The 22,761-nt window shown below is 62.3% G+C and carries 22 protein-coding genes and 7 pseudogenes; 25 read left to right on the top strand and 4 right to left on the bottom strand.

What is annotated here, in order from left to right; translation table 11 throughout:
- Positions 1-7 precede the first annotated feature (7 nt).
- From OMK73_RS02795 to OMK73_RS02775, 7 genes and pseudogenes are all read left to right on the top strand, one after another.
- Positions 8-249, top strand: a pseudogene (locus OMK73_RS02795) (IS1595 family transposase); the annotation flags it as partial.
- A 117-nt stretch (positions 250-366) separates the two neighbouring features.
- Positions 367-864 (top strand): annotated as a pseudogene (locus tag OMK73_RS38720) (PAS domain-containing protein); the annotation flags it as partial.
- A 28-nt stretch (positions 865-892) separates the two neighbouring features.
- A pseudogene (locus OMK73_RS38715) lies at positions 893-1,216 on the top strand (hypothetical protein); the annotation flags it as partial.
- Positions 1,099-1,437, top strand: a complete 339-nt coding sequence (locus OMK73_RS38710) for a hypothetical protein (RefSeq protein ID WP_420715449.1) — start codon at positions 1,099-1,101, stop codon at positions 1,435-1,437. The pseudogene OMK73_RS38715 and the gene OMK73_RS38710, both read left to right, overlap by 118 nt.
- A complete protein-coding gene (locus OMK73_RS02785) occupies positions 1,392-2,093 on the top strand; it encodes a response regulator (RefSeq protein ID WP_267600596.1) in 702 nt (233 codons plus the stop codon). The genes OMK73_RS38710 and OMK73_RS02785 overlap by 46 nt, the downstream gene beginning before the upstream one ends.
- Positions 2,090-3,283 (top strand): adenylate/guanylate cyclase domain-containing protein, encoded by a 1,194-nt coding sequence (locus OMK73_RS02780; RefSeq protein WP_267600594.1) that lies wholly within the window; start codon positions 2,090-2,092, stop codon positions 3,281-3,283. Before OMK73_RS02785 ends, OMK73_RS02780 begins: the two co-directional genes overlap by 4 nt.
- Positions 3,284-3,313: 30 nt before the next feature.
- Positions 3,314-3,589: pseudogene (locus tag OMK73_RS02775) on the top strand (patatin-like phospholipase family protein); the annotation flags it as partial.
- A gap of 554 nt (positions 3,590-4,143) precedes the next feature.
- Here the strand turns inward: OMK73_RS02775 and OMK73_RS38705 are convergent.
- A complete protein-coding gene (locus OMK73_RS38705; RefSeq protein WP_420715439.1) occupies positions 4,144-4,341 on the bottom strand; it encodes a DUF2188 domain-containing protein in 198 nt (65 codons plus the stop codon).
- Between the two features lie 229 nt (positions 4,342-4,570).
- Here OMK73_RS38705 and OMK73_RS02770 point away from each other — a divergent pair, with 229 nt between their 5' ends.
- From OMK73_RS02770 to OMK73_RS02750, 4 genes and pseudogenes are all read left to right on the top strand, one after another.
- Positions 4,571-4,705 carry a hypothetical protein gene (locus tag OMK73_RS02770; protein WP_267600593.1) on the top strand — a complete coding sequence of 45 codons (135 nt, stop codon included), beginning with the start codon at positions 4,571-4,573 and terminating at the stop codon, positions 4,703-4,705.
- A gap of 1,228 nt (positions 4,706-5,933) precedes the next feature.
- Positions 5,934-6,703: pseudogene (locus OMK73_RS02765) on the top strand (ISL3 family transposase); the annotation flags it as partial.
- A 1,083-nt stretch (positions 6,704-7,786) separates the two neighbouring features.
- Positions 7,787-8,728, top strand: a pseudogene (locus OMK73_RS38700) (AMP-binding protein); the annotation flags it as partial.
- A gap of 58 nt (positions 8,729-8,786) precedes the next feature.
- Positions 8,787-9,224 (top strand): class I adenylate-forming enzyme family protein, encoded by a 438-nt coding sequence (locus OMK73_RS02750; protein ID WP_324291642.1) that lies wholly within the window; start codon positions 8,787-8,789, stop codon positions 9,222-9,224.
- Here the strand turns inward: OMK73_RS02750 and OMK73_RS02745 are convergent.
- The gene (locus OMK73_RS02745; RefSeq protein WP_267600586.1) at positions 9,181-9,609 is read right to left on the bottom strand and encodes a hypothetical protein; all 429 of its coding nucleotides are present in this window, start codon (positions 9,607-9,609) and stop codon (positions 9,181-9,183) included. The genes OMK73_RS02750 and OMK73_RS02745 overlap by 44 nt on opposite strands.
- Positions 9,610-9,698: 89 nt before the next feature.
- Here OMK73_RS02745 and OMK73_RS02740 point away from each other — a divergent pair, with 89 nt between their 5' ends.
- From OMK73_RS02740 to OMK73_RS02700, 8 genes and pseudogenes are all read left to right on the top strand, one after another.
- Entirely contained in the window at positions 9,699-10,472 is a 774-nt protein-coding gene (locus OMK73_RS02740; protein ID WP_267600585.1) for an enoyl-CoA hydratase/isomerase family protein, read from the top strand.
- A 202-nt stretch (positions 10,473-10,674) separates the two neighbouring features.
- Positions 10,675-11,136, top strand: coding sequence for an ABC transporter substrate-binding protein (locus OMK73_RS02735; protein ID WP_267600584.1), 462 nt, complete (start codon positions 10,675-10,677; stop codon positions 11,134-11,136).
- Positions 11,115-11,822: an ABC transporter substrate-binding protein gene (locus OMK73_RS02730; RefSeq protein ID WP_267600582.1), complete on the top strand. Its 708-nt coding sequence runs from the start codon at positions 11,115-11,117 to the stop codon at positions 11,820-11,822. The genes OMK73_RS02735 and OMK73_RS02730 overlap by 22 nt, the downstream gene beginning before the upstream one ends.
- Before the next feature lie 35 nt (positions 11,823-11,857).
- Positions 11,858-12,730 carry a branched-chain amino acid ABC transporter permease gene (locus OMK73_RS02725; RefSeq protein WP_267600581.1) on the top strand — a complete coding sequence of 291 codons (873 nt, stop codon included), beginning with the start codon at positions 11,858-11,860 and terminating at the stop codon, positions 12,728-12,730.
- Positions 12,717-13,672 (top strand): annotated as a pseudogene (locus OMK73_RS02720) (branched-chain amino acid ABC transporter permease). Before OMK73_RS02725 ends, OMK73_RS02720 begins: the two are co-directional and overlap by 14 nt.
- Before the next feature lie 4 nt (positions 13,673-13,676).
- Positions 13,677-14,462 (top strand): ABC transporter ATP-binding protein, encoded by a 786-nt coding sequence (locus OMK73_RS02710; protein WP_267600578.1) that lies wholly within the window; start codon positions 13,677-13,679, stop codon positions 14,460-14,462.
- Positions 14,446-15,153 carry an ABC transporter ATP-binding protein gene (locus tag OMK73_RS02705; protein WP_267600577.1) on the top strand — a complete coding sequence of 236 codons (708 nt, stop codon included), beginning with the start codon at positions 14,446-14,448 and terminating at the stop codon, positions 15,151-15,153. The genes OMK73_RS02710 and OMK73_RS02705 overlap by 17 nt, the downstream gene beginning before the upstream one ends.
- 63 nt (positions 15,154-15,216) lie before the next feature.
- Positions 15,217-15,990 (top strand): SDR family oxidoreductase, encoded by a 774-nt coding sequence (locus OMK73_RS02700; RefSeq protein ID WP_253927888.1) that lies wholly within the window; start codon positions 15,217-15,219, stop codon positions 15,988-15,990.
- A 71-nt stretch (positions 15,991-16,061) separates the two neighbouring features.
- Here OMK73_RS02700 and OMK73_RS02695 read toward each other — a convergent pair whose 3' ends face one another.
- Entirely contained in the window at positions 16,062-16,529 is a 468-nt protein-coding gene (locus OMK73_RS02695) for a flavodoxin domain-containing protein (RefSeq protein ID WP_267600576.1), read from the bottom strand.
- 99 nt (positions 16,530-16,628) lie between these two features.
- On the opposite strand from OMK73_RS02695, the gene OMK73_RS02690 reads away from it, so the two are divergent.
- The 6 genes from OMK73_RS02690 (at position 16,629) to OMK73_RS02665 (ending at position 21,506) form a co-directional block, all read left to right on the top strand.
- Positions 16,629-16,796 carry a DUF2889 domain-containing protein gene (locus tag OMK73_RS02690; protein ID WP_420715438.1) on the top strand — a complete coding sequence of 56 codons (168 nt, stop codon included), beginning with the start codon at positions 16,629-16,631 and terminating at the stop codon, positions 16,794-16,796.
- A gap of 5 nt (positions 16,797-16,801) precedes the next feature.
- Positions 16,802-17,173, top strand: coding sequence for a DUF2889 domain-containing protein (locus tag OMK73_RS02685; protein ID WP_267600574.1), 372 nt, complete (start codon positions 16,802-16,804; stop codon positions 17,171-17,173).
- Between the two features lie 129 nt (positions 17,174-17,302).
- Positions 17,303-18,118 (top strand): Phenylacetic acid catabolic protein, encoded by an 816-nt coding sequence (locus OMK73_RS02680; protein WP_267600573.1) that lies wholly within the window; start codon positions 17,303-17,305, stop codon positions 18,116-18,118.
- Positions 18,119-18,132: 14 nt separating this feature from the next.
- Positions 18,133-18,903, top strand: coding sequence for an enoyl-CoA hydratase-related protein (locus OMK73_RS02675; RefSeq protein ID WP_267600572.1), 771 nt, complete (start codon positions 18,133-18,135; stop codon positions 18,901-18,903).
- Positions 18,896-20,122 (top strand): epoxide hydrolase family protein, encoded by a 1,227-nt coding sequence (locus OMK73_RS02670; RefSeq protein ID WP_267600571.1) that lies wholly within the window; start codon positions 18,896-18,898, stop codon positions 20,120-20,122. The genes OMK73_RS02675 and OMK73_RS02670 overlap by 8 nt, the downstream gene beginning before the upstream one ends.
- Before the next feature lies 1 nt (position 20,123).
- Positions 20,124-21,506 carry an FAD-dependent oxidoreductase gene (locus tag OMK73_RS02665; RefSeq protein ID WP_267600570.1) on the top strand — a complete coding sequence of 461 codons (1,383 nt, stop codon included), beginning with the start codon at positions 20,124-20,126 and terminating at the stop codon, positions 21,504-21,506.
- Positions 21,507-21,598: 92 nt separating this feature from the next.
- On the opposite strand, the gene OMK73_RS02660 is transcribed toward OMK73_RS02665, so the two are convergent.
- Positions 21,599-22,540, bottom strand: coding sequence for a PaaX family transcriptional regulator C-terminal domain-containing protein (locus tag OMK73_RS02660; RefSeq protein ID WP_267600569.1), 942 nt, complete (start codon positions 22,538-22,540; stop codon positions 21,599-21,601).
- Positions 22,541-22,761 lie beyond the last annotated feature (221 nt).

Raw genomic sequence — 22,761 nt, 5'->3', positions numbered from 1 at the left:
GGTTCGCACCAGCAAACTGCCGCTGCAGAAATGGTTCTCGGCCATATGCCTGACGGTTTCGGACAAGGGCGGCATTTCCGCTTTGCGCTGGTCCGAGCAGCTTGACGTGTCATCGATCACGGCACACACTATGCTGCGTATGGCCCGGTGATGAGTGAACGGGATAAGTAATACCGTTTGCACGGGTTGGTGGAAGCGGACGACGCCTTGATCGATGGGCCGCGACTAGCAAAGCGTGGGCGCGCTGCCAACAATATTTTTTCTCTTATTCAGGTAGGCAAACATGTCCAGCCCCCGGAAAAATTGCCTTCTTTAGCAGACGAAATTGATGAGGGCGAACGGCGCTTCAGGTCGCTTGCAGATGCGATGCCCCAAATAGTGTGGACAGCCATGCCGGATGGTTGGATCGACTACAGCAATCAACGGTGGATCACCTATACGGGACTTACTTTTGAGCAACTCCAAGGGTGGGGCTGGACTCAAGCACTCCACCCGAATGATTTGCAACCCACCATCGATCGCTGGACGAGCTCATTAAAGAGCGGTGAAGATTATGAAACTGAATACCGCTGGAAGAGAGCCTCCGATGACATTTATCGATGGCATCTGGCCCGCGGATTACCGCTTAAAGACTTGAATGGACATATCGTCAAATGGGTTGGGACCAGCACTGACATTGAGGACCAAAAGCAGCTGCAGGCCGCGGCGGAAAGAGCCAACCGCGCGAAATCTGATTTCCTTGCCAGCATGAGCCATGAGCTGCGCACGCCGCTGAACGGTATTCTTGGCTACGCGCAGATACTGCTGCGGGACACCACGCTGGGCGAGCGGCAGGTCGCGGGGCTGCGCGTGATCCAGCAAAGCGGCGAGCAACTGCTGACGCTCATCAACGATGTACTCGATTTCGCCAAGATCGAAGCCGGCAAGCAGGAGCTCAGCCTCACCGACATCCCGCTGGTCAAGTTCCTGCGCATCATTGCCGAGATCATCAGCGTCAAGGCGGAGCAGAAGGGGCTGGCCTTTATCTGCGACACCGCGCCGGACTTGCCCGGCGGCATACGCGCCGACGAGAAGCGGCTGCGCCAGGCGCTGCTCAACCTGCTGGCCAATGCGGTCAAGTTCACCGACCGCGGTCAGGTCAGCCTGCGGGTGCGTTTTTTCTCCCGCCCGGCTGCGCTTCGAAGTGCAAGACACCGGCATTGGCATCCGCGAGGAGCAATTGGAATCCATCTTCCAGCCTTTCGAGCAAGGCGGCGACGCGCAGCGCCGGCTGGGGGCAGCGGCCTGGGCCTGGCCATCAGCCAGCGCTTTGTGCGCCTGATGGGGGCGAGATCCGGGTCGAGAGCCGGATCGGCCAGGGCAGCACCTTCTGGTTCGAGCTGGAACTGCCGGTGGTCGAGCTCGAGGTCGCGCCGCCGTCTGCCGCAGGGGTCGTGACCGGCTATCAGGGACCGCGCAAGAAGGTGTTGGTCGTCGATGATGTGGCCGAGAATCGGGCCGTGGTGGTCGACATGCTGGGCCAGGTCGGCTTTGAGATGGTCGAGGCGGAAAACGGCTGCGAGGGACTGGAAAAAGCCCAAACCTTGCGCCCGGACTTGATCTTGATGGACATCGTCATGCCGGAGATGGGCGGGCTGGAAGCCACGCGCCGCCTGCGCCAGCTGCCGGCCCAGAAGGATGTGCCGATCATCGCGATTTCCGCCAGCGCTTCCGGTGGCGACAAAGAGGGCAGCCTGGCAGCCGGAATGAGCGCGTTCCAGCCCAAACCGATCGACTTCGGCATGCTCCTGGCACAGATCGCCAGCCTGCTGAAGCTCAGCTGGACTTACGCAGCGCCGCCAGCGAGATCCGCTCCCGAACATCAGGCGCCCGGGCCGCTGCTGGTGCCACCGGCGCAGGAGATGGAAATCCTGCATCGTCTGGCGCGGGAGGGAAACATGCGCGACATAGTGCAGCGCGCCGCTCACTTAGCCGAGCTCGATGAGCGCTATCGTCCGTTCGCCGACCAACTGCGCCTGTTGGCTAAGGGGTACCAGTCCAAAGCCATTCTAAGCCTTGTGGAGCGGCACCTGGAAAGGAGGCCAGCGCCATGACGGCGACCTCGGCACAGGAAACGGGCACCCACACGATCCTGATTGTGGATGACACGCCAGCCAACCTGGACGTGATCGTGGAAAGTCTTGAGGACCACGGCTTTCGGATCGTCGTCGCGCAGGACGGCGAAGAAGGGCTGCAACGCGCCGACTTTGTACAGCCGGACCTGATCCTGCTCGACGTGATGATGCCGGGACTGGACGGCTTTGAAGTCTGCCGCCGCTTGAAGGCGCTGGCAAGCACCCGAAAGATCCCGGTGATTTTCATGACCTCGCTGACCGAGACCGAGCACAAGATCACTGCGTTCAAGGCGGGCGGGGTCGACTATGTCACCAAACCGCTGCAGATCGACGAAGTGATGGCGCGGGTCGGCACGCACTTGAACCTGCATGCGATGCAACAGCGGCTGGAGGCGCAAAACGCGCAGCTGCAGCAGGAGATCGTCGAGCGCCGGCAAGCCGAACAGGCGCTGGAGACCAGCCGCGAGCTGATCCGCCATCAGAGAGACGAGCTTAAGGAGCTGTACGACAAGATCGTCGCGGAGCAGCAGGTGTCGGAGCGGTTGCTGCTCAACGTGCTGCCCTACCCGATTGCCGAGCGCCTGAAGGCGCACCCCGGAGTGATTGCCGACAGTTTTCAGGCGGCAACTGTATTGTTCGCCGACATCGTTGAATTCACCCGCTTTTCTGCCGGCATGAACCCCGAGCGGCTGGTGGCGGTGCTCGATGAGATCTTCACCGACTTCGACAGCATTGCCGACCATCGCGGCCTCGAGAAGATCAAGACCATCGGCGATGCCTACATGGCTGCCGCAGGGCTGCCGGTCGCGGCGGCCGATCACGCAGCACGGGCGGCGCACATGGCGCTGGACATGATCGACGCGCTGGCCGGCTTCAATGCGCGCAGCGGCTACAGCTTGCAGTTGCGTGTTGGCATCAACAGTGGTGCGGTGGTGGCCGGCGTCGTCGGCAAGCGCAAGTTCATCTATGACTTGTGGGGCGACGCCGTCAATATCGCCAGCCGTATGGAGTCCCATGGCGTGGCCGGTCGCGTGCAGATTACGGAGGCCACCCGGCAGTACCTCGCGGAGCCATTCTTGTTCGAGGAGCGTGGCACGATTGCAGCCAAAGGCGTGGGTGAGCTGCGCACGTGGTTCCTGACCAGCCGGAACGACGCGCAGCGCCCATGATGCCCAGCAGCACCACCGAGGAGCTTCGGGATGGCTACAACGAACGGAAGACAGCGGGGTAATGGCGCGCAAAAGCCGATCGCACTCGCTTTGCAGGGCGGCGGGATGCACGGTGCGTTCCCGTGGGGCGTGCTCGACCAGTTGCTTGGGGACGGGCGGCTTACTATTGAGGGTGTCGGCGCGACCAGTGCAGGAGCCATGAATGCCGCCGTGTTGGCATATGGGCTGTTGCAGGGTGGCCACGACGGCGCGCGCCCGGCGCTGCACGACTTCTGGCGTGCTGTGGCGCAACCGGCAGAGAGGTACACCTATTAATCAATAGGTTGCAATACTGCCCGCCCAAGAGAAACCTCCGCAGGGCAGCGCAGAACCGATATTAGTACTGTCGGTCCTCACATTTTCATGCAATTAACCGCCTAATTTTCTCTCCATCGCCCTGTCAATCTGCTCGGCAGGAGAGAGCCTGGCCTCCTGCGATAGGGCTGCCTGGCATCAGGTCTTGGTGGTGTGCAAGGTTTTCCAGGGGGAATGATGTCCAACCGATCTGGTGGCGCTCCTGCGTGGCTTCGTGCGCGCATCGCGCTCGCTGCGCAAATAGGCTGGTGGACCGAAGCGCCCCCTCTCACGTGGCGAACGTCGTCCTATCCGTCCGCCGTCCCAGCAAAACTAAACTGCACTGGCCGGGCGTCGGGAAAACGGACTCTCTCACGAACGTGAATACTTGCCGGGATTGCCGGCAATTGAGTCCAACGGGACCGCATCCTGCTTCGTGTGGGCTTGTTCCACGGTGGCGGGCTTCCCGCCGATCCGGGGCCGTACCGATCATGCGCGCACTGGGTATGTGACTGGATCGCAGCAAGTCATTGCTGACCCCATAGGCTCAAAGTCTCGTCTTCGGCCTTCTGAACGTACAACTTGACGCCTTTTCGCGAGGCAACTGCGAATCCAAAGCGAACTGCATCGTCTCGCGTTTCGTGTTCCAGGATTGCCGTGGTTTCCCCGGCGACTCTTAAGCTCCAGCCAGTTCGTGTCGCAAAAACTATGAAGTCCTGCGGCATCACGTCGCTCCGGGTGTCTTGGTGAAAGAAGCATAAGTAAGCCCTACGGCGAACGCAATCGGTCGGCGTCCTACCCTTGGCCACGCACCTGTTCTATGCTGGCGGGCAGGAGACGCCAGAGGCGCAACCATGGCTGATGCATGGCATACGCTTTGCGTTGTAACTCGCTGAAGGCAGACCTATCCTCGAAAAGAGGTCTTTGTGCTTCGCAATCGTGCCGGAGGCCCCTATGAAACCCTTGATCCACCACTTCCATGCCAACCCGCCTCATCACGGTGCGCGGTACTACTTGGCGATTGCGGTCTGGTTGCTGGTGCCGGCACTAGCTTACCTAGTGTGGGAGGCAATCTCGGCAGGCCTGTGAGATGGAGGAATGTTGCAAGTAGTAAGCCCTATATACAAAAAGATCCCTATTGGTCACACTTGCCGGGTTGGCGGGCAGTCCTAGTTTTTTTAGGGGAGTAGCTGCATCACAGCGGAGCTACATGATGTTACGGGTATCGGTGCTGTTTCTAATTCTTCTGGTCTTGCGAGCGATTTGGTTGCATCGGCATGTCGCGACCATGCGATTGGTCCGACGCGACTCGTCGGGGTGGTTGAGTTATGAGTTGCGCCGGCGTGTTCGATTGGTGGCAGTTCCCGCACATGTCTCCGCCTACCCCGTTCCGAGAGAGGAGCGCGTCCGTGTCGTTCGGATGGCTGGGCTGGTGCTATGGCACAAGGAACTCAGTGTGGCGCTCCCGAACGAGGCAAGTTCGCATCTGAGCGATATTTCTCCGCAGGAATTCGATGGCCGCTTTCCCAGCTGGCTGCAGTTGGGTCCTCCGAGGCGGGGGCTTAGTACGCGCCTGCCTCCGAGCGGAGCGAACTGGCCTTGCCGGTAGCAGGCGTCGTCATACCTTATCTTTGATTGTCAGCGGCGCTGGCTCTGCATCCATCCGCGCTGCGAGATAGGGGCGCATGAAGCTGCTGTTGAGGATCGTTAATTCCGCTAGCGGCGCCCGCTATATCCGCTAGCAATCACATGGCTGTAACCTATTGATTTATATGTAGAACTAGCATCTTTTTGGGGATTTTTGCCGTTGTGCAAGAGCAACGCCATTCCCTGTCCCTGCCCAATAATTCGGCTAATACGGCTCGGCGGATCATTAATTCGGCTAACGCGGGCTACGCCGAGGCGGTGTCGCCGAAATACTATTGCGGGCCGGGCAGGGCGGTCGGGGAGGGTGATAGTTCGGTAGAGCCATGTGTATGACCTCGCGAAAGATCCCAAAAATAGGGCTATTCTGGCGATCCGCGTTCACACCACGATCTGCGCGACGGTGAGCTCTCCATTGAAAGCGCCCGCGAGCGTCGGCAGGACAAAGGGCATCTTGCACCTTCATCGTAAATCCATCCTGGTTGGCACCCACATTTGCACAATTAGTGATCGCCATTAGCCGAATTAGCGATCTGCAACAGTTACTGCCGGAGTGGTTGCAGTGAAGGTTGGCCCGGGAGGCGGAGTCGGCACATCCGCGGACCGCACTTTGTGTGACGGCCGCGTCGAGGGCTTGATTTCGTGCCGATCTAGCCCTACGTTGATCGTTACCATGAGCCAAGTTCTCGGTGGGATCGATCGTATTCTCGCCCGTGTGGGTAAGCGCGTCGTCTCCAGCGACGCGCGAGGGGAGACCATCACTGTCGAAGCCTGCAGTACGGTTCGCGCGGCACCTTGTCCTGCCTGCCGTCGTTGGAGTAACCGACTCCACGGCAGCTATGTGCGCAGGCTGGAAGAACGTCCGATGCTTGAGCAGCGGGTCGTTCTCGCCGTGGAGGTGCGTCGCTTCAAGTGTGCGAATGCCGGCTGCCCCCGTCGTACGTTTGCCGAGAACATCAACGCCTTGGCCGGTCGGCATCAACGTCGAACGCGATCACAGGCTCGGGCGTTGCACGCGCTGGGCCACGCCCTCGGTGGTGAGGCGGCAGCCCGGCTTGCTAACGTCTTGGGCTTGCGCACCAGTGCCGACACCGTGCTGCGGGAGTTGCGAAGAGCTCCTGGGCGCAAGCGCAAACCACGACCGCGGGTCGTCGGCATCGATGACTGGGCGATCGCGCGCGGTCACCAGTACGGAACGATCATCGTCGACCTGGAGCGACGTGAGCCGATCGAAGTGTTCGCCGGCAGGAAACAACTGCGGTGACCGCGTGGATGCGTGCGCACCCATCGATCGAGATCGTCGCCAGGGACCGGGCGGGGGCCTACTCCGAGGCGGTCGACATCGCGCTGCCGGCAGCCAGGCAAGTCTCCGATCGCTGGCATCTGCTGTGCAACCTGCGCGACAACGTCGAGAGGCTGCTGTACCGACTCGGACCGCAACTGTTGAGGATCGTTAATTCCGCTAGCGGTGACCGCTATATCAGCTAGCAATCACATGGCTGTAAACCATTGATCTATATTGCGAAACGGCCGTTCAGTGGCGATTTTTGCCGTTGTGCAAGAGCAACGCCATTTTCCGTCCATGTCCAACGATTCCCCTAATACGGCGCGGCGGATCATTAATTCGGCTAACACGGGCCACGCCGAGCCGGTGTCGGCGAAATTCTATTGCTGGCCGGGCAGGGCGGACGGGGAGGGTGATAGTTCGGTGGAGCCATGCGTATGACCTCGCGAAAGATCGGAAAAATAGGGGTATTCTGGCGATCCGCGTTCACGCCACGACCTGCGCGCCAGGGAGATCTCCATTGAAAGCACTCGCGAGCATCGGCAGGAGAAGAGCGTTTTTCCTTCATCTATCCTGGCTGGCACCCACATTTGCGGAATTTGAGGTCGCCATTAGCCGAAATAGCGATCTGCAACAGCCATCGCCATCATCGAACTCAAGAACGATCGTGCATCGCATGGAACCTCCGTCCCTTTGTTACGAAGACGATACTCCGTTGCGTCGGCTTCTCAGGATTTTTAACGGCTCCCTCAGCCGTTTCCCTCAACACCAACCCTGCCACTCGGCACCCCGATGAAGGGCAAGGCCCGCCAAGCCGCGATTGCCCGGAACGCCTTCGCGAGATCGCCGGCGGTATGCGCCTTCGGCGCCCACTAGGATGGTCCAGCCCAGTACCCTCCGTTGAGTATTCGGCCGTCTGAACTGGGAATCCCCGTGCTGCTCCAGCAATGTCCCGGCCGTCATGAGTCGCAGCGCGCCGGCATCCCAACGATCGGGGCCAAGAGCCGTCGATCAGCGAATGAAGCCGCGCGCCGCGGCTCCGAAGAAACCCGTATATGCAACATTATTTGCATACGGTAAAACGTAAATGTAGTAAATAATAGCAGTGGCGTAAGCGGCTGCGCCGGGGACAAATCGAACGGAGGAACGGCAATGGAAGTAACCATCTCGGACATGTTGCGCAACGCGGCACGCCGCTGGCCGGACAAGACGGCCTACGTATATGCAGGCTTGTCTCATACATGGTCGGAGGTCGATCGCCGCGTCGACGCGCTGGCTGCCGGGATGGTATCCCTGGTATTCGCCCAGGAGACCCCGTTGCGAATCTGAGCAAGGATGGTCCGGTGCTTACCGAACTGATCTACGCGGCCGCGCGCATCGGTGCAATCCGGGTCGGTGTGAACTACCGCATGGCGGCCGGCGAAATCGATACGCTCTTGCGGCATTGCGGAGCCCGCATGCTGTTCGTCCAAGATGAGCATCGTTCGCTGGCCCCGACCATCGATGGCCTCCGTGTGATCGGCGCCGGCGATGCGCAGACGGCATTCGGCGATTATGGCGAGCTGATCGAGCGGCATGCCGGCGCGCCGGTGACCGACGTGTACCATGGGATTGCGCAGTATTGCTATACGACGGGATCGACCGGAAGGCCGAAGGCCGCGATCTGGTCCCACGAGGCGATCAACTATTCGATCGGCCATTCGCTGCTCGATCTGGATTTCCGCAGGGACGATGTCTGGCTCCATTGCTTTCCCGGCGCGGGCACGCCGTGCCTGCTGGCGGTGTGGAACGTTGCCAAGGGATTCACCACGGTGGTGATGCCGGCCTTCGAACCCGGCTATGCCCTCGATCTGATGGATGCCAACCGGGTCACCCGGGTCCTGTTTGTGCCGACGATGCTAAACGCCTGCTGCGAGGAGCAAAAGAAGCGCACACGCGATCTTCAGAGCGTCCGGCGCATTACCTATGGCTCCGCGCCCACTCCGCCGGCGCTGATCCGGCGAGCGGCGGCGACCTTCCCGAATGCCTCGTTCGAGCAATTGTATGGCGCAACCGAGGCCTGCGGCGGCTTTTTCACGACGCTCAGCCCGGAGGACCATTCGCTAGCGCTGACAACCAATCCGAGGATTCTGGAGTCTTGCGGGCTCCCGATGCAGCATTCGCGAGTCCAGGTGCAGCGGACTGACGGCACCCCCTGTGAGCCGGAAGAGATCGGTGAGGTCGCCGTGCAGGGGGTACGTAATGCAAGGCTATCTGAACGAGCCGGAACTGACTGCGGTAGCCAAGAGAAATGGCTGGCTGATGACGGGAGACATGGGGAAGATGGATCAGAATGGCTATCTGTACCTGGTAGATCGCAAGCAGTTCATGATCATCTCAGGCGGCTACAACGTCTATCCGATCGAGGTCGAGAACGTCATCGCTGCGCATCCGGCTGTCCTCGAAGTCTGTGTGTTCGGCGTGCCGGATCCACACTGGGGCGAAGCCGTCCACGCCGCCGTGGTCCTGCGCGACTCTCAAGACGGGCTCACGGAGGAACTGCGAGCTTGGGCACGCGAGCGTCTGGCGAAATACAAGGTGCCCAAGTCGATCGAGATGCGCGACGCGTTGATCCGCGGCGGGACGGGAAAGATCCTCAAGCGGGCCGAACGCGATCGCTTTCTGGCTTTGAAGAGCTGAATACTTTCGCCAGCAACTCGCGGTGCGCGGCAAAGTCTTCGACGGCTTGCTCGAAGCTGTCGCGCACCACAGCATAGGCTTCGACAAGCTCGGGTCGCGCGCCCTCGGTGGCGATCCTAGCGTGCGCCTCGTCGCATTGGAGCATCAGCCGATCGGCCGCCCGCCGCTGCCGGACATGTTCCGCCGCCAGTTTGCGCAGATGCGGCGCCAGTGCGGCCAGCCGGGTAGCCGGCGCCGCCGGACTGGAAAAGTCCGGCAACAGCAGCGCCCATTCGCGTTCCAGTTCCTCGTCGGAAACCTTCACTTCGAGCCGTCCGTAGCCAAATCGCTCCAGCGCCGTGCGGCGACCGGTTTCGTTCTCGGAGGGCATCGTTCCATTAGTCATATCTTGTCTCCAAATAAGACAAATATTGTTTGAGAGGAATATAAAATGTACTACATTGGCCGGGCCCAAACAACGAGAAGGGAGACGAAGTGGACAACGGGATACTAATTCAGCGGCACGACGCAGTCATGGAGATTCGACTGGACCGGCCTGAGAAGCTCAATGCGGTGACCCCACGGATGACCGAGGCGATCGGCGCGGCAGTGGCAGATGCTTCGAGCGATGACGGGGTTCGCTGCCTACTCATTACCGCGTCAGGACGCGGGTTCTGTGCCGGCCGCGATCTCTCTGGCGCGACGGGTGACGAGGATGCCCGCGCGATCCTTGCCGAACAGATGAATCCGGTGATCGCGGGCGTGCATGCATGCCGCAAGCCAACAATCGCTGCGGTCAATGGCGCAACGATGGGGTTCGGGCTAGGGTTGGCGCTCGCGTGCGACGTGGTTTACGCCGCGCAATCGGCCCGCTTCGCCGTCCCTTTCGCCCGCCTCGGCGCAGCGCTGGATTGCGGAGGCCATTTCCTGCTGCGCAGCCGCATCTCCCAAGGGCGCGCGCTGGAGATGATCTATGGCGCCGAGGCGATCGATGGCCAGACCGCCGCCGCCATCGGTCTGGCGGACCGGTGCTGGCCCGACGCCGACCTCCAGTTTAAGGCCATGGCGCTCGCGCAAACCTGCGCTGATGGGCCCACCCTGGCGTTCCTGCAGCAGAAGGCGCTGCTGCGGCGGGCCGAGACCATGAGCCTGGATCAGGTGTTGGAGGCGGAGGCGGAACTCCAGGGTGAACTCGCGCGCACCGACGATTACCGCGAAGGCGTGTCCGCCTTCAATGCCAAGCGAAAACCGGTCTTTCGCGGGCGCTGACCCGGCCCGAACCCCTTCCGATCTCTTTCAATCTAATACAAATAGCGTATACGAGGATTCCATAACGTAGTGACGCTGCTATGCTGTGTCTCACTGGCGCCCCCTCGGAACACAATGGGACGAGACCCAACGCTCCTAGGACGCCGGCTAAGGCCAGCACTGAAGATAAACGATAAATCCCGGAAACGTTCTGGAGGGGACCATGAAATGCATCAAGAGATTTGCACTGGCGGCAGTGGCAGCGGCGACCCTCGGCGCTGGGTGGGCGATGGCTGCGGAGCCGATCAGGATTGGCGCGATCATCTCCAAGACCGGGGCGGCTTCGTTTCTCGGCGAGCCGCAGGACATCACGCTGCGGCACTATGTGAAGAAGATCAATGAGGCCGGCGGCGTGCTGGGCCGGCCCATCGAACTGATCATGTATGACGATGCGACCGACGCCAACACGGCACGCACATTCGCTTCCCGCCTGGTTGACTCCGACAAAGTGGTGGCTGCCATCGGCCCGAGCACTACCGGCATCACGCTGGCCGTCGCCCAAGTCTTCGAGGACGCGAGGATTCCGCTGGTGTCCCTGGCAGCCGGAATCGAGATCGTCGAACCCCTCGCGCCTACGTCTACAAGACACCGCATACCGACCGGATGGTTTGCCGCAAGCAGATAGCGGACCTGAAGGCGCACGGCTTCAAGCGGATTGCCATGATCAATGGCACCGACGGAGCGGGCAAGACGCTACGCAACGAGTGCTCGATCGCCGCCAAAGCCAACGGCATATCCATCGTGGTGGACGAAACCTTCAATCCAACTGACAGCGACATGACGCCGCAGCTGACGAAGATCAAGAACCGATCCGGTGTCGATGCGCTGCTGGTTGGCGGTTTCGGCCAGGCGCTGGCGGTAGTGACACGCAATTATGGTCAACTCGGCATGACGGTTCCGCTGTACCAGGCGCACGGCGCAGCGTCTTCGGCCTTCATCAAGCTCGCAGGAAGTGCCTCCGATGGCGTGCGTGTGACCTCGCCACTGCTGGTGATTGCCGACAAGCTGCCTGACAGCGAACCGGTGAAGAAGGTCGCGCTCGATTACACCGGGACCATTCGCGCGATCACGGGGGGCGAAGCCTCTACCTTTGGCGGCTATGCCCATGATGCTTTGATGCTGTTGGTCGATGCGATCAAGAAGGCCAACACCGCTGATCCCAAAGCCATCCGCGATGCACTGGAAAGGACCAAGGGCTATGTCGGCGTCACCGGGGTCTTCAACATGAGCAAGGACGATCATCTGGGTATCGACGACCGCTCGCTCTACATGGTCGATATACGCAATGGTGGCTGGGTGATCGCCAAGTAAGCCGCCACCGCATCCTCTCCCACGAGCTAAAAACCATGTCCGAACTCCTGCAGTTCGTGTTTGCCGGGATCACCATCGGCGCCATCTATGGCGTCGTGGCCCTGGGATTCACCATGATCTACAACGCCTCCGAGGTCGTGAACTTCGCCCAGGGCGAGTTCGTCATGCTGGGCGGCATGCTGTCAGCGCTGGGGATCTCCTATGGGCTCCCGTTCGCTCTGGCCGGCCTGCTGGCCATTGTCGCCACATGCGTCATCAGCCTGCTGCTCTACGATCTCGCAATGCGGCCCGCACGCGGCGCCCCGATCTTCGTGTTGATCATCATCACGATCGGGGCGTCTATCCTGATCCGTGGCCTCGCAAAGGTTGCGTTCGGAGCCGCTCCCAAGTCCCTCCCGGGGCTGGTTGGCGAAGAACCAATCCGAATCGGCGGCGCGGTAATCCTACCCCAGAGCTTGCTGCTGATTGTTGTCGCCGTACTCATATTCGCTGGGCTGTTCGTGCTGGCGCAACGCACGATGCTCGGCCGCGCTATAGTCGCTACAGCCGCCAATGGCATGGCAGCGCAACTGGTCGGCATCAACGTCCGATCGATCGCCCGATTCAGCTTTGCGATGTCGGCGGGGATTGGTGCGTTATCGGGAATCCTGATCGCGCCGATTACCCTGGTCAGCTATGACATGGGCGCGATGCTCGCTCTCAAAGGCTTCGCGGCTGCCATCCTCGGCGGCATGGGCAGCCCGCTCGGCGCCGTCATCGGGGGCCTGCTGGTCGGCCTCACCGAGGCGCTGGCCGCCGGTTACCTGTCCTCCCAGTACAAGGACGCCTCGGCGTTCCTGATCATCGTGCTGGTGCTGTTCGCCTTCCCCAGCGGGCTGTTGGGAAAGGGGGGCCATGAACGTGTTTGATTCTTTGCGCAGCCGTGCAGGCTCTCGCCGTGAGGCAATCGTCCTTGCATCGATCATTGCCATGCTGCCGTTCGTGCTTGCCTCTGACTATCACTACCGAGTTCTTGCGATCGCGTGGGTCTTTGCATTGGCCGTCATCGGCCTGAACATCCTGATGGGTTACGCCGGGGTGGTGAGCCTGGGTCATGGCGGGTTCGTAGGGATTGGCGCCTATGCGGTCGCGCTGGGACCGGCGCGCCTGGGCGTCCCCTCCGGAGCCAGTCTGGTCGGCGGGCTGCTGCTCGCGGGCTTGCTGGCGTTTGTGATCGGCCGCCCGATTCTTCGGCTGAAGGGGCATTACCTGGCGGCCGCGACGCTCGGGTTCGGCATCCTCGTCTCCATTGTCCTGGTCAATGAGGTTCAATGGACTGGCGGGCCGGACGGCATGTCGGTTCAGCGTCTTGGCGCGTTCGGCTGGCAGCTTAGGAGTCCACAGGCCTGGTACTGGGTTGCGGGTGGGGTGCTGGTGCTGGGTGCCATGCTGGCGGTGAATCTTGAGCGCAGTCCGACGGGGCGGGCCCTACGGGCCATTCACGGCAGCGAGATCGCGGCGTCGGTGGCCGGGGTCGACGTGGCGCGCTACAAGCTGGTGGCCTTCGTATTGTCGGCGGTCTACGCGGCTGCGGCAGGGCGATGCTCGCGCTGATGAACGGGCACATCACGCCTGGGGTCAGCGACTTCCTGGTCTCGCTCCAGTTGGTGACGATGGTGGTCCTTGGCGGGATGGGATCGGTCCTGGGGGCGGTCGTGGGTGCGGCGCTGCTGTTGATCCTCCCCCAGTTCCTGACCGTGTTGCACGACTATGAGCACGCGTTCCTGGGTGGGGTGCTGATCCTGTCCATGATCTTTCTTCGGTCGGGCATTGTGCCGACGCTGCAGGCGGCCCTGCGAAAGGGCGGGTGAGGGCATGCTTGAAGTCAACAATCTTGGCATCGAATTCGGCGGTGTGCGCGCATTGGACGCCGTATCGTTCAAGTCGGCCCGCGGCAAGATCCTGTCGGTCATCGGCCCCAACGGGGCGGGAAAGACGACGCTGTTCAACCTTATTTCCGGCGTCTATCGGCCCAAGGCCGGAACCGTGATGCTGGGCGGCGATGACGTCACCGGATTGGCACCGCACGAGTTGGCGAGGCGCGGCCTGTCCCGCACCTTTCAGAACTTGCAGATTTTCTTCCAGATGACGGCTGTCGAGAACGTGATGGTCGGCCACCACGTGCACGAACGGCGCAGCGTTATGGCTCACCTCCTGGGCCTACCCTCGGTATCGCGGCAGAACACTGCCACCCGCGAGCGCGCGATGATCTTGCTCGAGCATATCGGGCTTGGCAGGTATGCCGATCAGCCGGCGGGCTCGATGCCGTACGGTGCGCTGAAGCGGCTGGAAATTGCGCGGGCGCTGGCGGTGGATCCCTCCGTATTGCTGCTGGACGAACCGGCGGCGGGTTGCAATCCGCGCGAGACCGAGGAGATCGACGAGATCATCCAGTACATCGCGGGCACGGGCGTGTCAGTGATCCTGGTCGAGCATGATATTCGCCTGGTGATGAAAATATCTGACCGCATCGTCGTATTGAATTACGGCCGCAAGCTCAGCGAAGGGTGCGCCGTGGAAGTCCAGAGCGATCCTGCCGTAATTGAGGCATATCTGGGCACGGAACAGACACAAGGAGAACTAAGTGCTGTCGGTGCGTGACGTCCGTTCCTGCTACGGCAGGATTGAAGTACTGCATGGCATCTCGATGGAGATCGCGGAAGGCGAAGTCGTGGTCGTGATCGGTGCGAACGGCGCCGGAAAGACCACGTTGATGCGCGCCATTTCCGGGGTGCAGCCGATCTCTTCGGGCGAGTACTGGTTCCGTGGCGAGCGCCTGTCCGGTATTCCGGCCTTCCGCCGCGTGGGGCTCGGTATTGCGCAGGTACCGGAGGGGCGGCAGATCTTTGGTCCGCTTTCCGTGGAGGAAAACCTGCAACTCGGGGCCTGGAGTGGAGGCAGGAAGAACGGGTCATATGCGACCAGCTTGCGTTGGGTCTACGACGCATTTCCGGTCCTTGAGCAGATGCGCCAATTGCGCGCCGGCGAACTGTCCGGCGGACAGCAGCAGATGCTGGCGATCGGACGTGCCCTGATGTCACGTCCGAAACTCCTGCTGCTGGATGAGCCGAGCATGGGGCTGGCTCCACTGATCGTCGCACAGATCTTTGCGACGCTGCGCGAGCTAAAGCGGGACGGGATGACAATCTTGCTGGTCGAACAGAACGCCAATGCCGCGCTCGGGCTAGCCGACCGGGCCTATGTGATGGAGACGGGTACGATCACGCTGGAAGGAGCGGCCAGCACTCTTGCCGCCGACCCAAGGGTTCGGGAAGCGTACCTGGGCCGCTGAATCGAAGGAACCGGTCTCGGCCGGCACACTGCGGATGCCGCCGCCTGACCTGAAGGAGCTGACATGTCGAATCAACTTGCGGGCAAGGTTGCCTGGGTGACCGGGGGTGGCTCCGGCATCGGCCGCGAGGCCGCCCGGGCGCTGGCCAGGGAGGGTGCGCACGTAGTCCTCTCCGGCCGCAGGGCTGGCGAGTTGGACAAGGCGGTCAGCGAATTCGCCGCCGAAGGCCTGGCAGCATCGAGCCTGCCGCTCGATGTCAGCGATTGCGCCGCGGTGGCGAAGGCCGCGAGCGCTATCGCCGAGTCGATCGGGGTGGTGTCGATCCTCGTGTGCTCGGCCGGCCTGAACGTTCCCGGGCGCTTCTGGAAGGACCTCACCCTCGACGATTACAACAAGGTCGTGGGCGTGAACCTGAATGGCGTCGTCCATTGCACGCATGCGGTGCTACCGGGCATGCGGGCGCAGCATGACGGGAAGATCGTGATCGTTTCATCTTGGGCCGGGCGCGAGTTCCTGCCCATTGCCGGCATGGCCTACGGCGCGGCCAAGTGCGCGCTGTCGCCGCTCACCGAATCGCTCAACTGCGAAGAGGGACGTAACGGAATCTGCGCAACGCTGATCATGCCAGGCGAGGTCGCGACACCAATATTGATGACCCGGCCAGTACCACCATCGGCCGAGGACCTTGCGAAGATGCTACAGCCGGAGGATCTCGGCGATCTGATCCGCTATGTAGTTGTCGCACCGCGCCGGGCGTGCATTGGCGAGGTGCTGATCGGGCCCACCTGGAACCGCATCTACATCGGCGCCGACGACATGCGGATCGACGCGCGATAGAGACGTGCCGGGCGGAAGGGACGCAACCGGAGGGTCCCGCCGATGCCGCGTGGCAAGCGTCGGTATCGGCGTCAAGCGAGGACCGACTTTCGCGCTTGTTCGATCCACCCCTGAAGCCATGCCAAGGCGACTTCGTCGGCGAACGGCTGGGTGGAGGCATCGACTTCCAACCGTTCGCCGACGCGCTGCGCGCCCCGGTCCCGGAGCAGGCTGTCGATACGCTTGCCGCCGAAACAGAAGGTATCGCTGTACGTGCGGTCTCCCAGTGCAATCACGCCGTAGCGAAGCGACGACAGGTCCGGGCACGCGCGCCCGATCGCGTCGATCAGCGGCAGCATGTGGTCGGGTACGTCGCCATCGCCGTGGGTCGAACAACAAACCAGCAGCCATTGCTGGCGCGCGATGAGGTCAGGCTCCGTGCCATTCTCGGGGGCGAGTTCGCACCGGACGCCCGCGCGTTCCAACGCCGACTTGATCGTCTCCGCGACCATCGCCGCATTGCCGGATTGGGTGCCAAACAGAATCAGGGCGGAATCCAAGTCAAATCCTCTTGTGTAGTCGAAAGACAAATCTATGATAAGAGAACATTCGTTTGTAGTGCAAGAATCATTGCCGGGAAAACCGGCGGCGGAGGGGATGTGACGATGGTCGCACGACAACTGATGCACCTGCGCCAGGTTGAGCTGGCGGCGTTCATGCGCGATGACGGCCTGTGGGATCTGGAGGTTTCGCTCAGCGATCGCAAGACGCAGGTATTTGCGGGTGGTGCCCGGGATCATCCCGCGGGAACGCCGATTCACAACTGACCTTTGTGCTCACGGTGGACACGCAGGGATGCGTCACCGCCGCCACAGCCGACATGAAGGCGGTTCCCTTCGACGGCTCCTGCCAGGCCGCCGCCGATGACTACGCGTTGCTGGTCGGCTTGAACCTTTTTGACGGATTTCGGGCGCGCCTCAGGGAGAGGATTGGATCAAGGCAGGGATGCAGTCACCTGTCGGATATGGCGCTGATGCTGCCGACGCTGGCGATCCAGTCTTTCGCCGGTGTGATTTATCCGGTTCGCGACGATGGAACGCAAACGCAGCGCCCACCGCCCCTGGACAGGTGTCGCGGATTGGGATCCGACGGCGAGGCGGTACGGCAGTTCTTCCCGCGCTGGTTCCAGAAGCCGGTCGATTGATCACGTGCTGACGTCGTTATATGTAATACAAAAATATGATTGACGAATATTAAAAGGTATCATATCTTGGGAACAGAGCAGGCCGAGAACGGCCAGCGCAACCGTATTCGACCATCACTGGAGCTGACGATGAAGTGCTACGAAAAGGGTGACTCGCTGCCTGACGACTACAAGCGGGCGTTGATTCATTTGCTAAGCTTTCAGGCCGACTCCGAGTACGCTGGCGCGCAACGCGTCGGAGAGAACATGCAGTTCGCCCCGCGACCGGAAGAGGCGTATCGCCTGGCAAAGAAGACGATGGAGGAGTACGGCCACGCCTTCTACCTTTGGACGCTGCTCGAAGAGCTGGGTGTCGACGTCAAGGCGCGCCTCGAGGAACTGCGTGACAACCCTGACAACCCGGACCCGAAAAAGGTCAACATCATCAATGGCTTTCGCCGCGGGTTCTGGAAGGATCAGTTCCAGTGCTGGGAGGACGTCGTCATGATGTCCTGCGCAACCACACCTGCCGCCGTGATCTTCCTGGGGCAGTACCAGAATTGCTCGTATCTGCCGTGGGCTCGCGTCTCCGAGCGGATCGCGCGCGAGGAGGTGGGCCACATGGGATTCGGCCTGTGGGGGGTGAAACGATGCATCGAGTTCGGCGGCGAAAAGGCCCGCGATCGACTGCAGCGTCGTGTGCCGAAGTTCATGGCGATGGGGATGGGCATGTATGGCCGTCCCAGCCTGAGCGGTGACTCGCAGTCGCAGAATTTCGATCGCTACTACGAGATGGGCCTGAAGATCATGCGCCCGGAGGAGGCCCAGGCGCAGTACCTGGAGTTGCTGCGCACGCGGCTCAAGGACAGCGGCCTGGAATGGGTCGACGGCGTCGAGCCCGACTACGACATGCGCATGGGCTATGCGATGGATGACGCCGAACTCGAGTCCCGGATGGTGGTTTGATGGAGCACCCGACAATGACGACCGTACTGCGCGAGGTGCGAGATGGCGTGGGGATTGCCACGCTGAACCGCCCGCTGGCACGCAATGCGCTGAACCGCCAGCTCATCGCCGAGCTCGTCGCGGTGGTGCGCGGCTTCGAGGCCGACCCGGCGGTAGGCGCGATCATTCTCACCGGCGGGCCTGACATGTTCTGCGCCGGTGCCGACATCAAGGAGATGACCGAGAAGACGTTTGCCGGCGCCTATCTCGAAGACTTCGTGTCGCGCGACTGGGATGCGATTAACGCGTGCCGCAAGCCGGTGATCGCGGCGGTCGCGGGCAATGCGCTGGGCGGCGGTTGCGAGTTCGCGCTGATGTGCGACATCGTGATCGCCGACGAGACGGCCCGTTTCGGACAGCCTGAAGTGGCCGTCGGGACGATTCCCGGGGGCGGTGGCACACAGCGTCTGGCGCGCTCGATCGGCAAGGCGAAGGCGATGGAATTGTGCCTGACGGGGCGGATCATCGACGCCACCGAGGCGGAACGGATCGGCATCGTCTCGCTAGTCGTCGGACGTGGAGAGCACCTCGCGCGCGCGATGGAAGTCGGGCGGCGCATCGGCGACTTTTCCCGGCCGATCGTCCTGATGATCAAGGAGTCGATCCAGGCCGCCTTCGAGACCCCGCTGCGCGAGGGCTTGCATTTCGAGCGGCGCATGTTGCATGCGACGTTCGCGCTGGACGATCAGAAGGAAGCGATGCGCGCGTTCGCCGAGAAGCGCAAGCCGGTGTTCCGTCATGGCTAGCGCCGGAGCCAGGCCGCGCCTGGTCCTTCCGCCGCGCGATGCCGAACCATTCCGCGTCAACATTGGCGACGACGCGCTCCATGACCTGCAGCGCCGACTGCGGGCCACGCCGATGCCGATCGAACCGGGGCGGGCCGACTGGCGCTACGGCCCGCCCGTGGCTTATCTACGGGAGCTGACGCAGTGGTGGGCCAACGGCTACGACTGGCGGGCCGCCGAGGCGCATCTGAATCGATTCGCCCAGTTCCTGGTGCCGGTCCCGTTTCCCGATGGTTCGACCCTGCGCATTCACGTGACCGTGGAAGTCGGCTCCAATCCCGACTTGCCGCCGATCGTGCTGTCGCATGGCTGGCCCAGCCTTCCGTTCGAGTTCTTCGGCGTCATTGACGCGATCGCGCATCCAGAGCGCTCGGGTGGACGGGAGCAGGATGGGGCCACCGTGATCGTGCCGTCGCTGCCGGGCTTTGGCTTCTCCGATCCGCCGCTGCAGCCTCTGCACGCCAGGGAGATCGCCGTGGGCTTGCGCACGATGATGGTCGAGAGTTTCGGCTGCGACCGCTTCTTCGCGCATGGCGGCGACTGGGGCGCGGTTGTCTCGAGCTGGCTCGCCGTCGATGCGCCGCAGGTTTTGACCGGGCTCCACCTGAGCATGCTTGGATTGCGTCCCGCCGTGGTTCCGGCGCAGCCCCTGGATGGCGACGAGAAGCACTGGATTGCGGACATCCAGAAGCGATTGGCGCGCGATGGCGGATATCGCGAGACGCAGGCCACTAGGCCGACGACCCTCGGATTCGGCCTGGCGGACTCGCCTGCATTCCTTGCCGCATGGCTGGTCGACAAGTATCACGGCTGGTGCGGGTCTTCCACCGGCGACCTGCCAAGGCATTCGCGAGACACGATGCTCACTTTCGCAAGCCTGTACTGGTTCTCACGCAGCTTGCCTACCGCCAGCTGGATCTACTACGCGGATCGCCATGGCCGCCACGAACTTGCCCCAGGCCAACGCTGTGAGGTCCCGACCGGTTGTTCATTCTTTGGCAAAGGGTTTTTCCCGCGCCGCCCACGCGATGGGTGGAGCGCGGCCACAACCTGCGATTTCGACAAGACTTCGCCGACGGTGGTCACTTTCCGGCGCTGCTCAAGCCCCGCGAGTTCGTCGACAGCCTGCGCGCCTGCTACCGACATGCGGACTTCGCATTATGATGCAGGATGCCACTAGCGTGCCAAACGAGGCGTCTCCGGACGCCGTAGCCTGCACCCCAATCAAGCGATCGACGCGTCGGTTCGCCGTGGTGGGCAGCGGCGCGTCCGGATGCTATGCGGTCGAGGCGCTGTTGCGCCAGGATCCGCTGGCGCTGGTCGACGTGATTGAGCGGTTGCCGACGCCCTTCGGTCTGATCCGATATGGCGTGGCGCCCGACCACCAGGGGACCAAGGCCGTGGTGCGCACGCTTGAACGATTTCTGGCGAACGAACGGGTGCACTACTTCGGCAGCGTTTGCGTTGGCCGCGACGTGTCTCTCGACGAGCTGATGGCGCACTACGATGGCGTGATCCTGGCCACCGGCGTCAACCGCGACCGCAAACTCGGCGTGGCTGGCGAGGACTTGCCCGGGGTGTTGGGTTCCGGGGCGTTTGCGAGCTGGTACAACGACCATCCGGAGGCGCTCGATGCATCCGGACTGCTCGCGCGAACCAGGCAGGTCGTGGTGATCGGTGCCGGCAATGTGGCGCTCGATGTCACGCGGCAGCTCGTCAAACGCCGGGACGGGTATGCCGGATCGGATTTGTCGCCGGTCGTCGCCGATGCGCTATCGAACGCGCCGATCGACGCGGTCAATGTCGTGGGTAGGCGCAGCCCCGGGTACGCAAAGTTTTCGCTGCACGAGTTTCGCGAACTCGCGCGCCTGGCGTCTGGCCGGATCACACTGGATCCGGCTGCCAGGCAGACCGGGTTCGACGGCGGGGAAGCGACAACTGCCTTGCTGCAGGAGATTCTGGCGTTGCCGGTCTCCGATGCCATCGAAGCCGCTGGTCAGCCGATCGAACCGAGGCGGGCGGTCCGGCTGTGCTTCGACCTCGAACCGGTTGCCTTCCTGCCCGCGGCCGATGCGCCGGACCGGGTGGGCGCGGTTCGCTTCGTATCGAGGTCCGCACAACGGGAAAGCGATGCGGGCCGCTTGCGCGAGTTGACGCTGCCGGCCGACCTGGTTGTGACCTGCGTCGGCTACGATTTTCATGATCGCTTCGGACTGGGCGCCTCGGGTGGCGTATTGCACCATCGCGATGGCAAGCTCAGGGAGCGCCTGTACGTGGTCGGATGGGCCAAGCGTGGTCCGTCGGGAGCGATCGGCACCAACCGGATCGATTCGCATGCGGTGGTTGCCAAGGCGTGCGCGGAGGTGTCGCTATCGGCGGCCGGCGATGGTTCCGTGCCGTCGGGCATCGAGCCGCTGCTCAGGTCGCGCGGACTGCGCTGGGTCGACTTCGCGGGCTGGAAGCGGATCGACCAGGCCGAGCTCGACAAGGCGGGACCGGACAGGGCGCGTCGCAAGCTGGCCGGGTCCGAGCAACTGGCGGTCGGCTCGATCGCCACGCGCTGACCGCAGGGGACGGGGCGCTTGCGTCGGACCTCGGCCATCGTGGCGTCCGGCAGCGGGGTCGTTAGGTGGCTGTTAGGGACGCTGTTTGGGAGTCAGGCCGGGATCGCGACCTCGGATAGTCCGCCGAAGCGGCTCCACAACATCGGTCCCGCGGGCTTGAAGGGGCCGTCCAGCGTGCGCACGATGCTCGCGAGGTAGGCTTCCGATCCGGGTAGCACCTGCTGGTACAGGGTCTTGCAAAGCGTAAATGCGGCATGACCGGACCAGGAAGCCGGCAGCAGCGTCGATGGCAGGTGCGGGTCGCGCAATGCGATCAGCCGATACTCGAGGATCAGCAGGATCCGGATCACGAAGCTGGACTCCGGGTCGAGCGCGTCCTCATTGCGGTCGAGGGTCTGCTTGACCGGTCGGTACCGCTCCAGGAACGTATAGTATTTGCGCTCGATATCGGCAATAGCCCAGGCGACCCGGACCATCTTGCGGATCTGGTCGGGGTCCTTGCCCTCCAGAGGATGGGCCTTGAGGATCTGAATCCGCTCCGTCAGGCCGAACTCATCCAGGATCCTGGTTACCCGATTGATGTCCGGCGACGGGCTGACGAAGACGTGCGGCGCCAGTTGGCCGACGCCTTCCCAGACCAGCGCCTGTCGCAGCTTCGCGTAGACCGGCTTCGGTATATCGGCGGTTCCGGTGAAGAGGATGAACCACTCGCCGCTCCACGAGTCGTTCGGCGTGCCATAGACGGACGTCACATAGTCGCGCAGGCTGTCCTCGGTCATCCCGTAATAGCTGAGCTTGCCGACGCGCACGCCGTGCAGCCATCCCTCATAGCCCAGACGCAGGATTGAGGTACGAGCGTGCGCCTCCTTGATGTCGAACTGTTTCGCCGCTTCGACCAGGCTGCCGAGCCACACCGAACCGCCGTGGGGCACGATCATGTCGCCAAATATCGTGCTAATGATTGCTTTGGGAGAGAAATTATGGGTCTTGACGAGTCCCGCGGCTGCGCGCCGGACCTGAAGGGAGGATGACATTCGGCTTGGACAATCACTGCTACTACTACATAGTAGCGATCGAAGGAATCAATAATGAATTAATCTAACATAAGCTGGCACTGGGAAACAGTCCTTTGAGCAACCCGCCTTTGCCGGGCGGAAATCGCCGCAACCCGGCGGCCGCGCCATCAAAGAAGGGGCGGGACATGTAAGAGCCGGCGGAGTCACAGCAGCCCACCAGGCTCTCGTCGCTGCACCCC

The sequence above is a fragment of the Cupriavidus sp. D39 genome, assembly GCF_026627925.1.
In the GTDB taxonomy this organism is placed as follows: Bacteria; Pseudomonadota; Gammaproteobacteria; order Burkholderiales; family Burkholderiaceae; genus Cupriavidus; species Cupriavidus ulmosensis.
The sequence above is the reverse complement of the archived record's forward strand: the minus strand, read 5'-3'. Positions and strand labels throughout refer to the sequence as shown.

Bases quoted from the DNA above. Each gene is read 5' to 3' on its own strand.
- OMK73_RS02700 (WP_253927888.1), top strand. From the start codon at position 15,217: ATGTCGAATCAACTTGCGGGCAAGGTTGCCTGGGTGACCGGGGGTGGC.
- OMK73_RS02675 (WP_267600572.1), top strand. From the start codon at position 18,133: ATGACGACCGTACTGCGCGAGGTGCGAGATGGCGTGGGGATTGCCACG.
- OMK73_RS02710 (WP_267600578.1), top strand. From the start codon at position 13,677: ATGCTTGAAGTCAACAATCTTGGCATCGAATTCGGCGGTGTGCGCGCA.
- OMK73_RS02745 (WP_267600586.1), bottom strand. From the start codon at position 9,609: ATGACTAATGGAACGATGCCCTCCGAGAACGAAACCGGTCGCCGCACG.
- OMK73_RS02770 (WP_267600593.1), top strand. From the start codon at position 4,571: ATGAAACCCTTGATCCACCACTTCCATGCCAACCCGCCTCATCACGGT.
- OMK73_RS02660 (WP_267600569.1), bottom strand. From the start codon at position 22,540: ATGTCATCCTCCCTTCAGGTCCGGCGCGCAGCCGCGGGACTCGTCAAG.
- OMK73_RS02780 (WP_267600594.1), top strand. From the start codon at position 2,090: ATGACGGCGACCTCGGCACAGGAAACGGGCACCCACACGATCCTGATT.
- OMK73_RS02735 (WP_267600584.1), top strand. From the start codon at position 10,675: ATGAAATGCATCAAGAGATTTGCACTGGCGGCAGTGGCAGCGGCGACC.
- OMK73_RS02670 (WP_267600571.1), top strand. From the start codon at position 18,896: ATGGCTAGCGCCGGAGCCAGGCCGCGCCTGGTCCTTCCGCCGCGCGAT.
- OMK73_RS02725 (WP_267600581.1), top strand. From the start codon at position 11,858: ATGTCCGAACTCCTGCAGTTCGTGTTTGCCGGGATCACCATCGGCGCC.
- OMK73_RS38705 (WP_420715439.1), bottom strand. From the start codon at position 4,341: ATGCCGCAGGACTTCATAGTTTTTGCGACACGAACTGGCTGGAGCTTA.
- OMK73_RS02680 (WP_267600573.1), top strand. From the start codon at position 17,303: ATGAAGTGCTACGAAAAGGGTGACTCGCTGCCTGACGACTACAAGCGG.
- OMK73_RS02730 (WP_267600582.1), top strand. From the start codon at position 11,115: ATGGTTTGCCGCAAGCAGATAGCGGACCTGAAGGCGCACGGCTTCAAG.
- OMK73_RS02750 (WP_324291642.1), top strand. From the start codon at position 8,787: ATGCAAGGCTATCTGAACGAGCCGGAACTGACTGCGGTAGCCAAGAGA.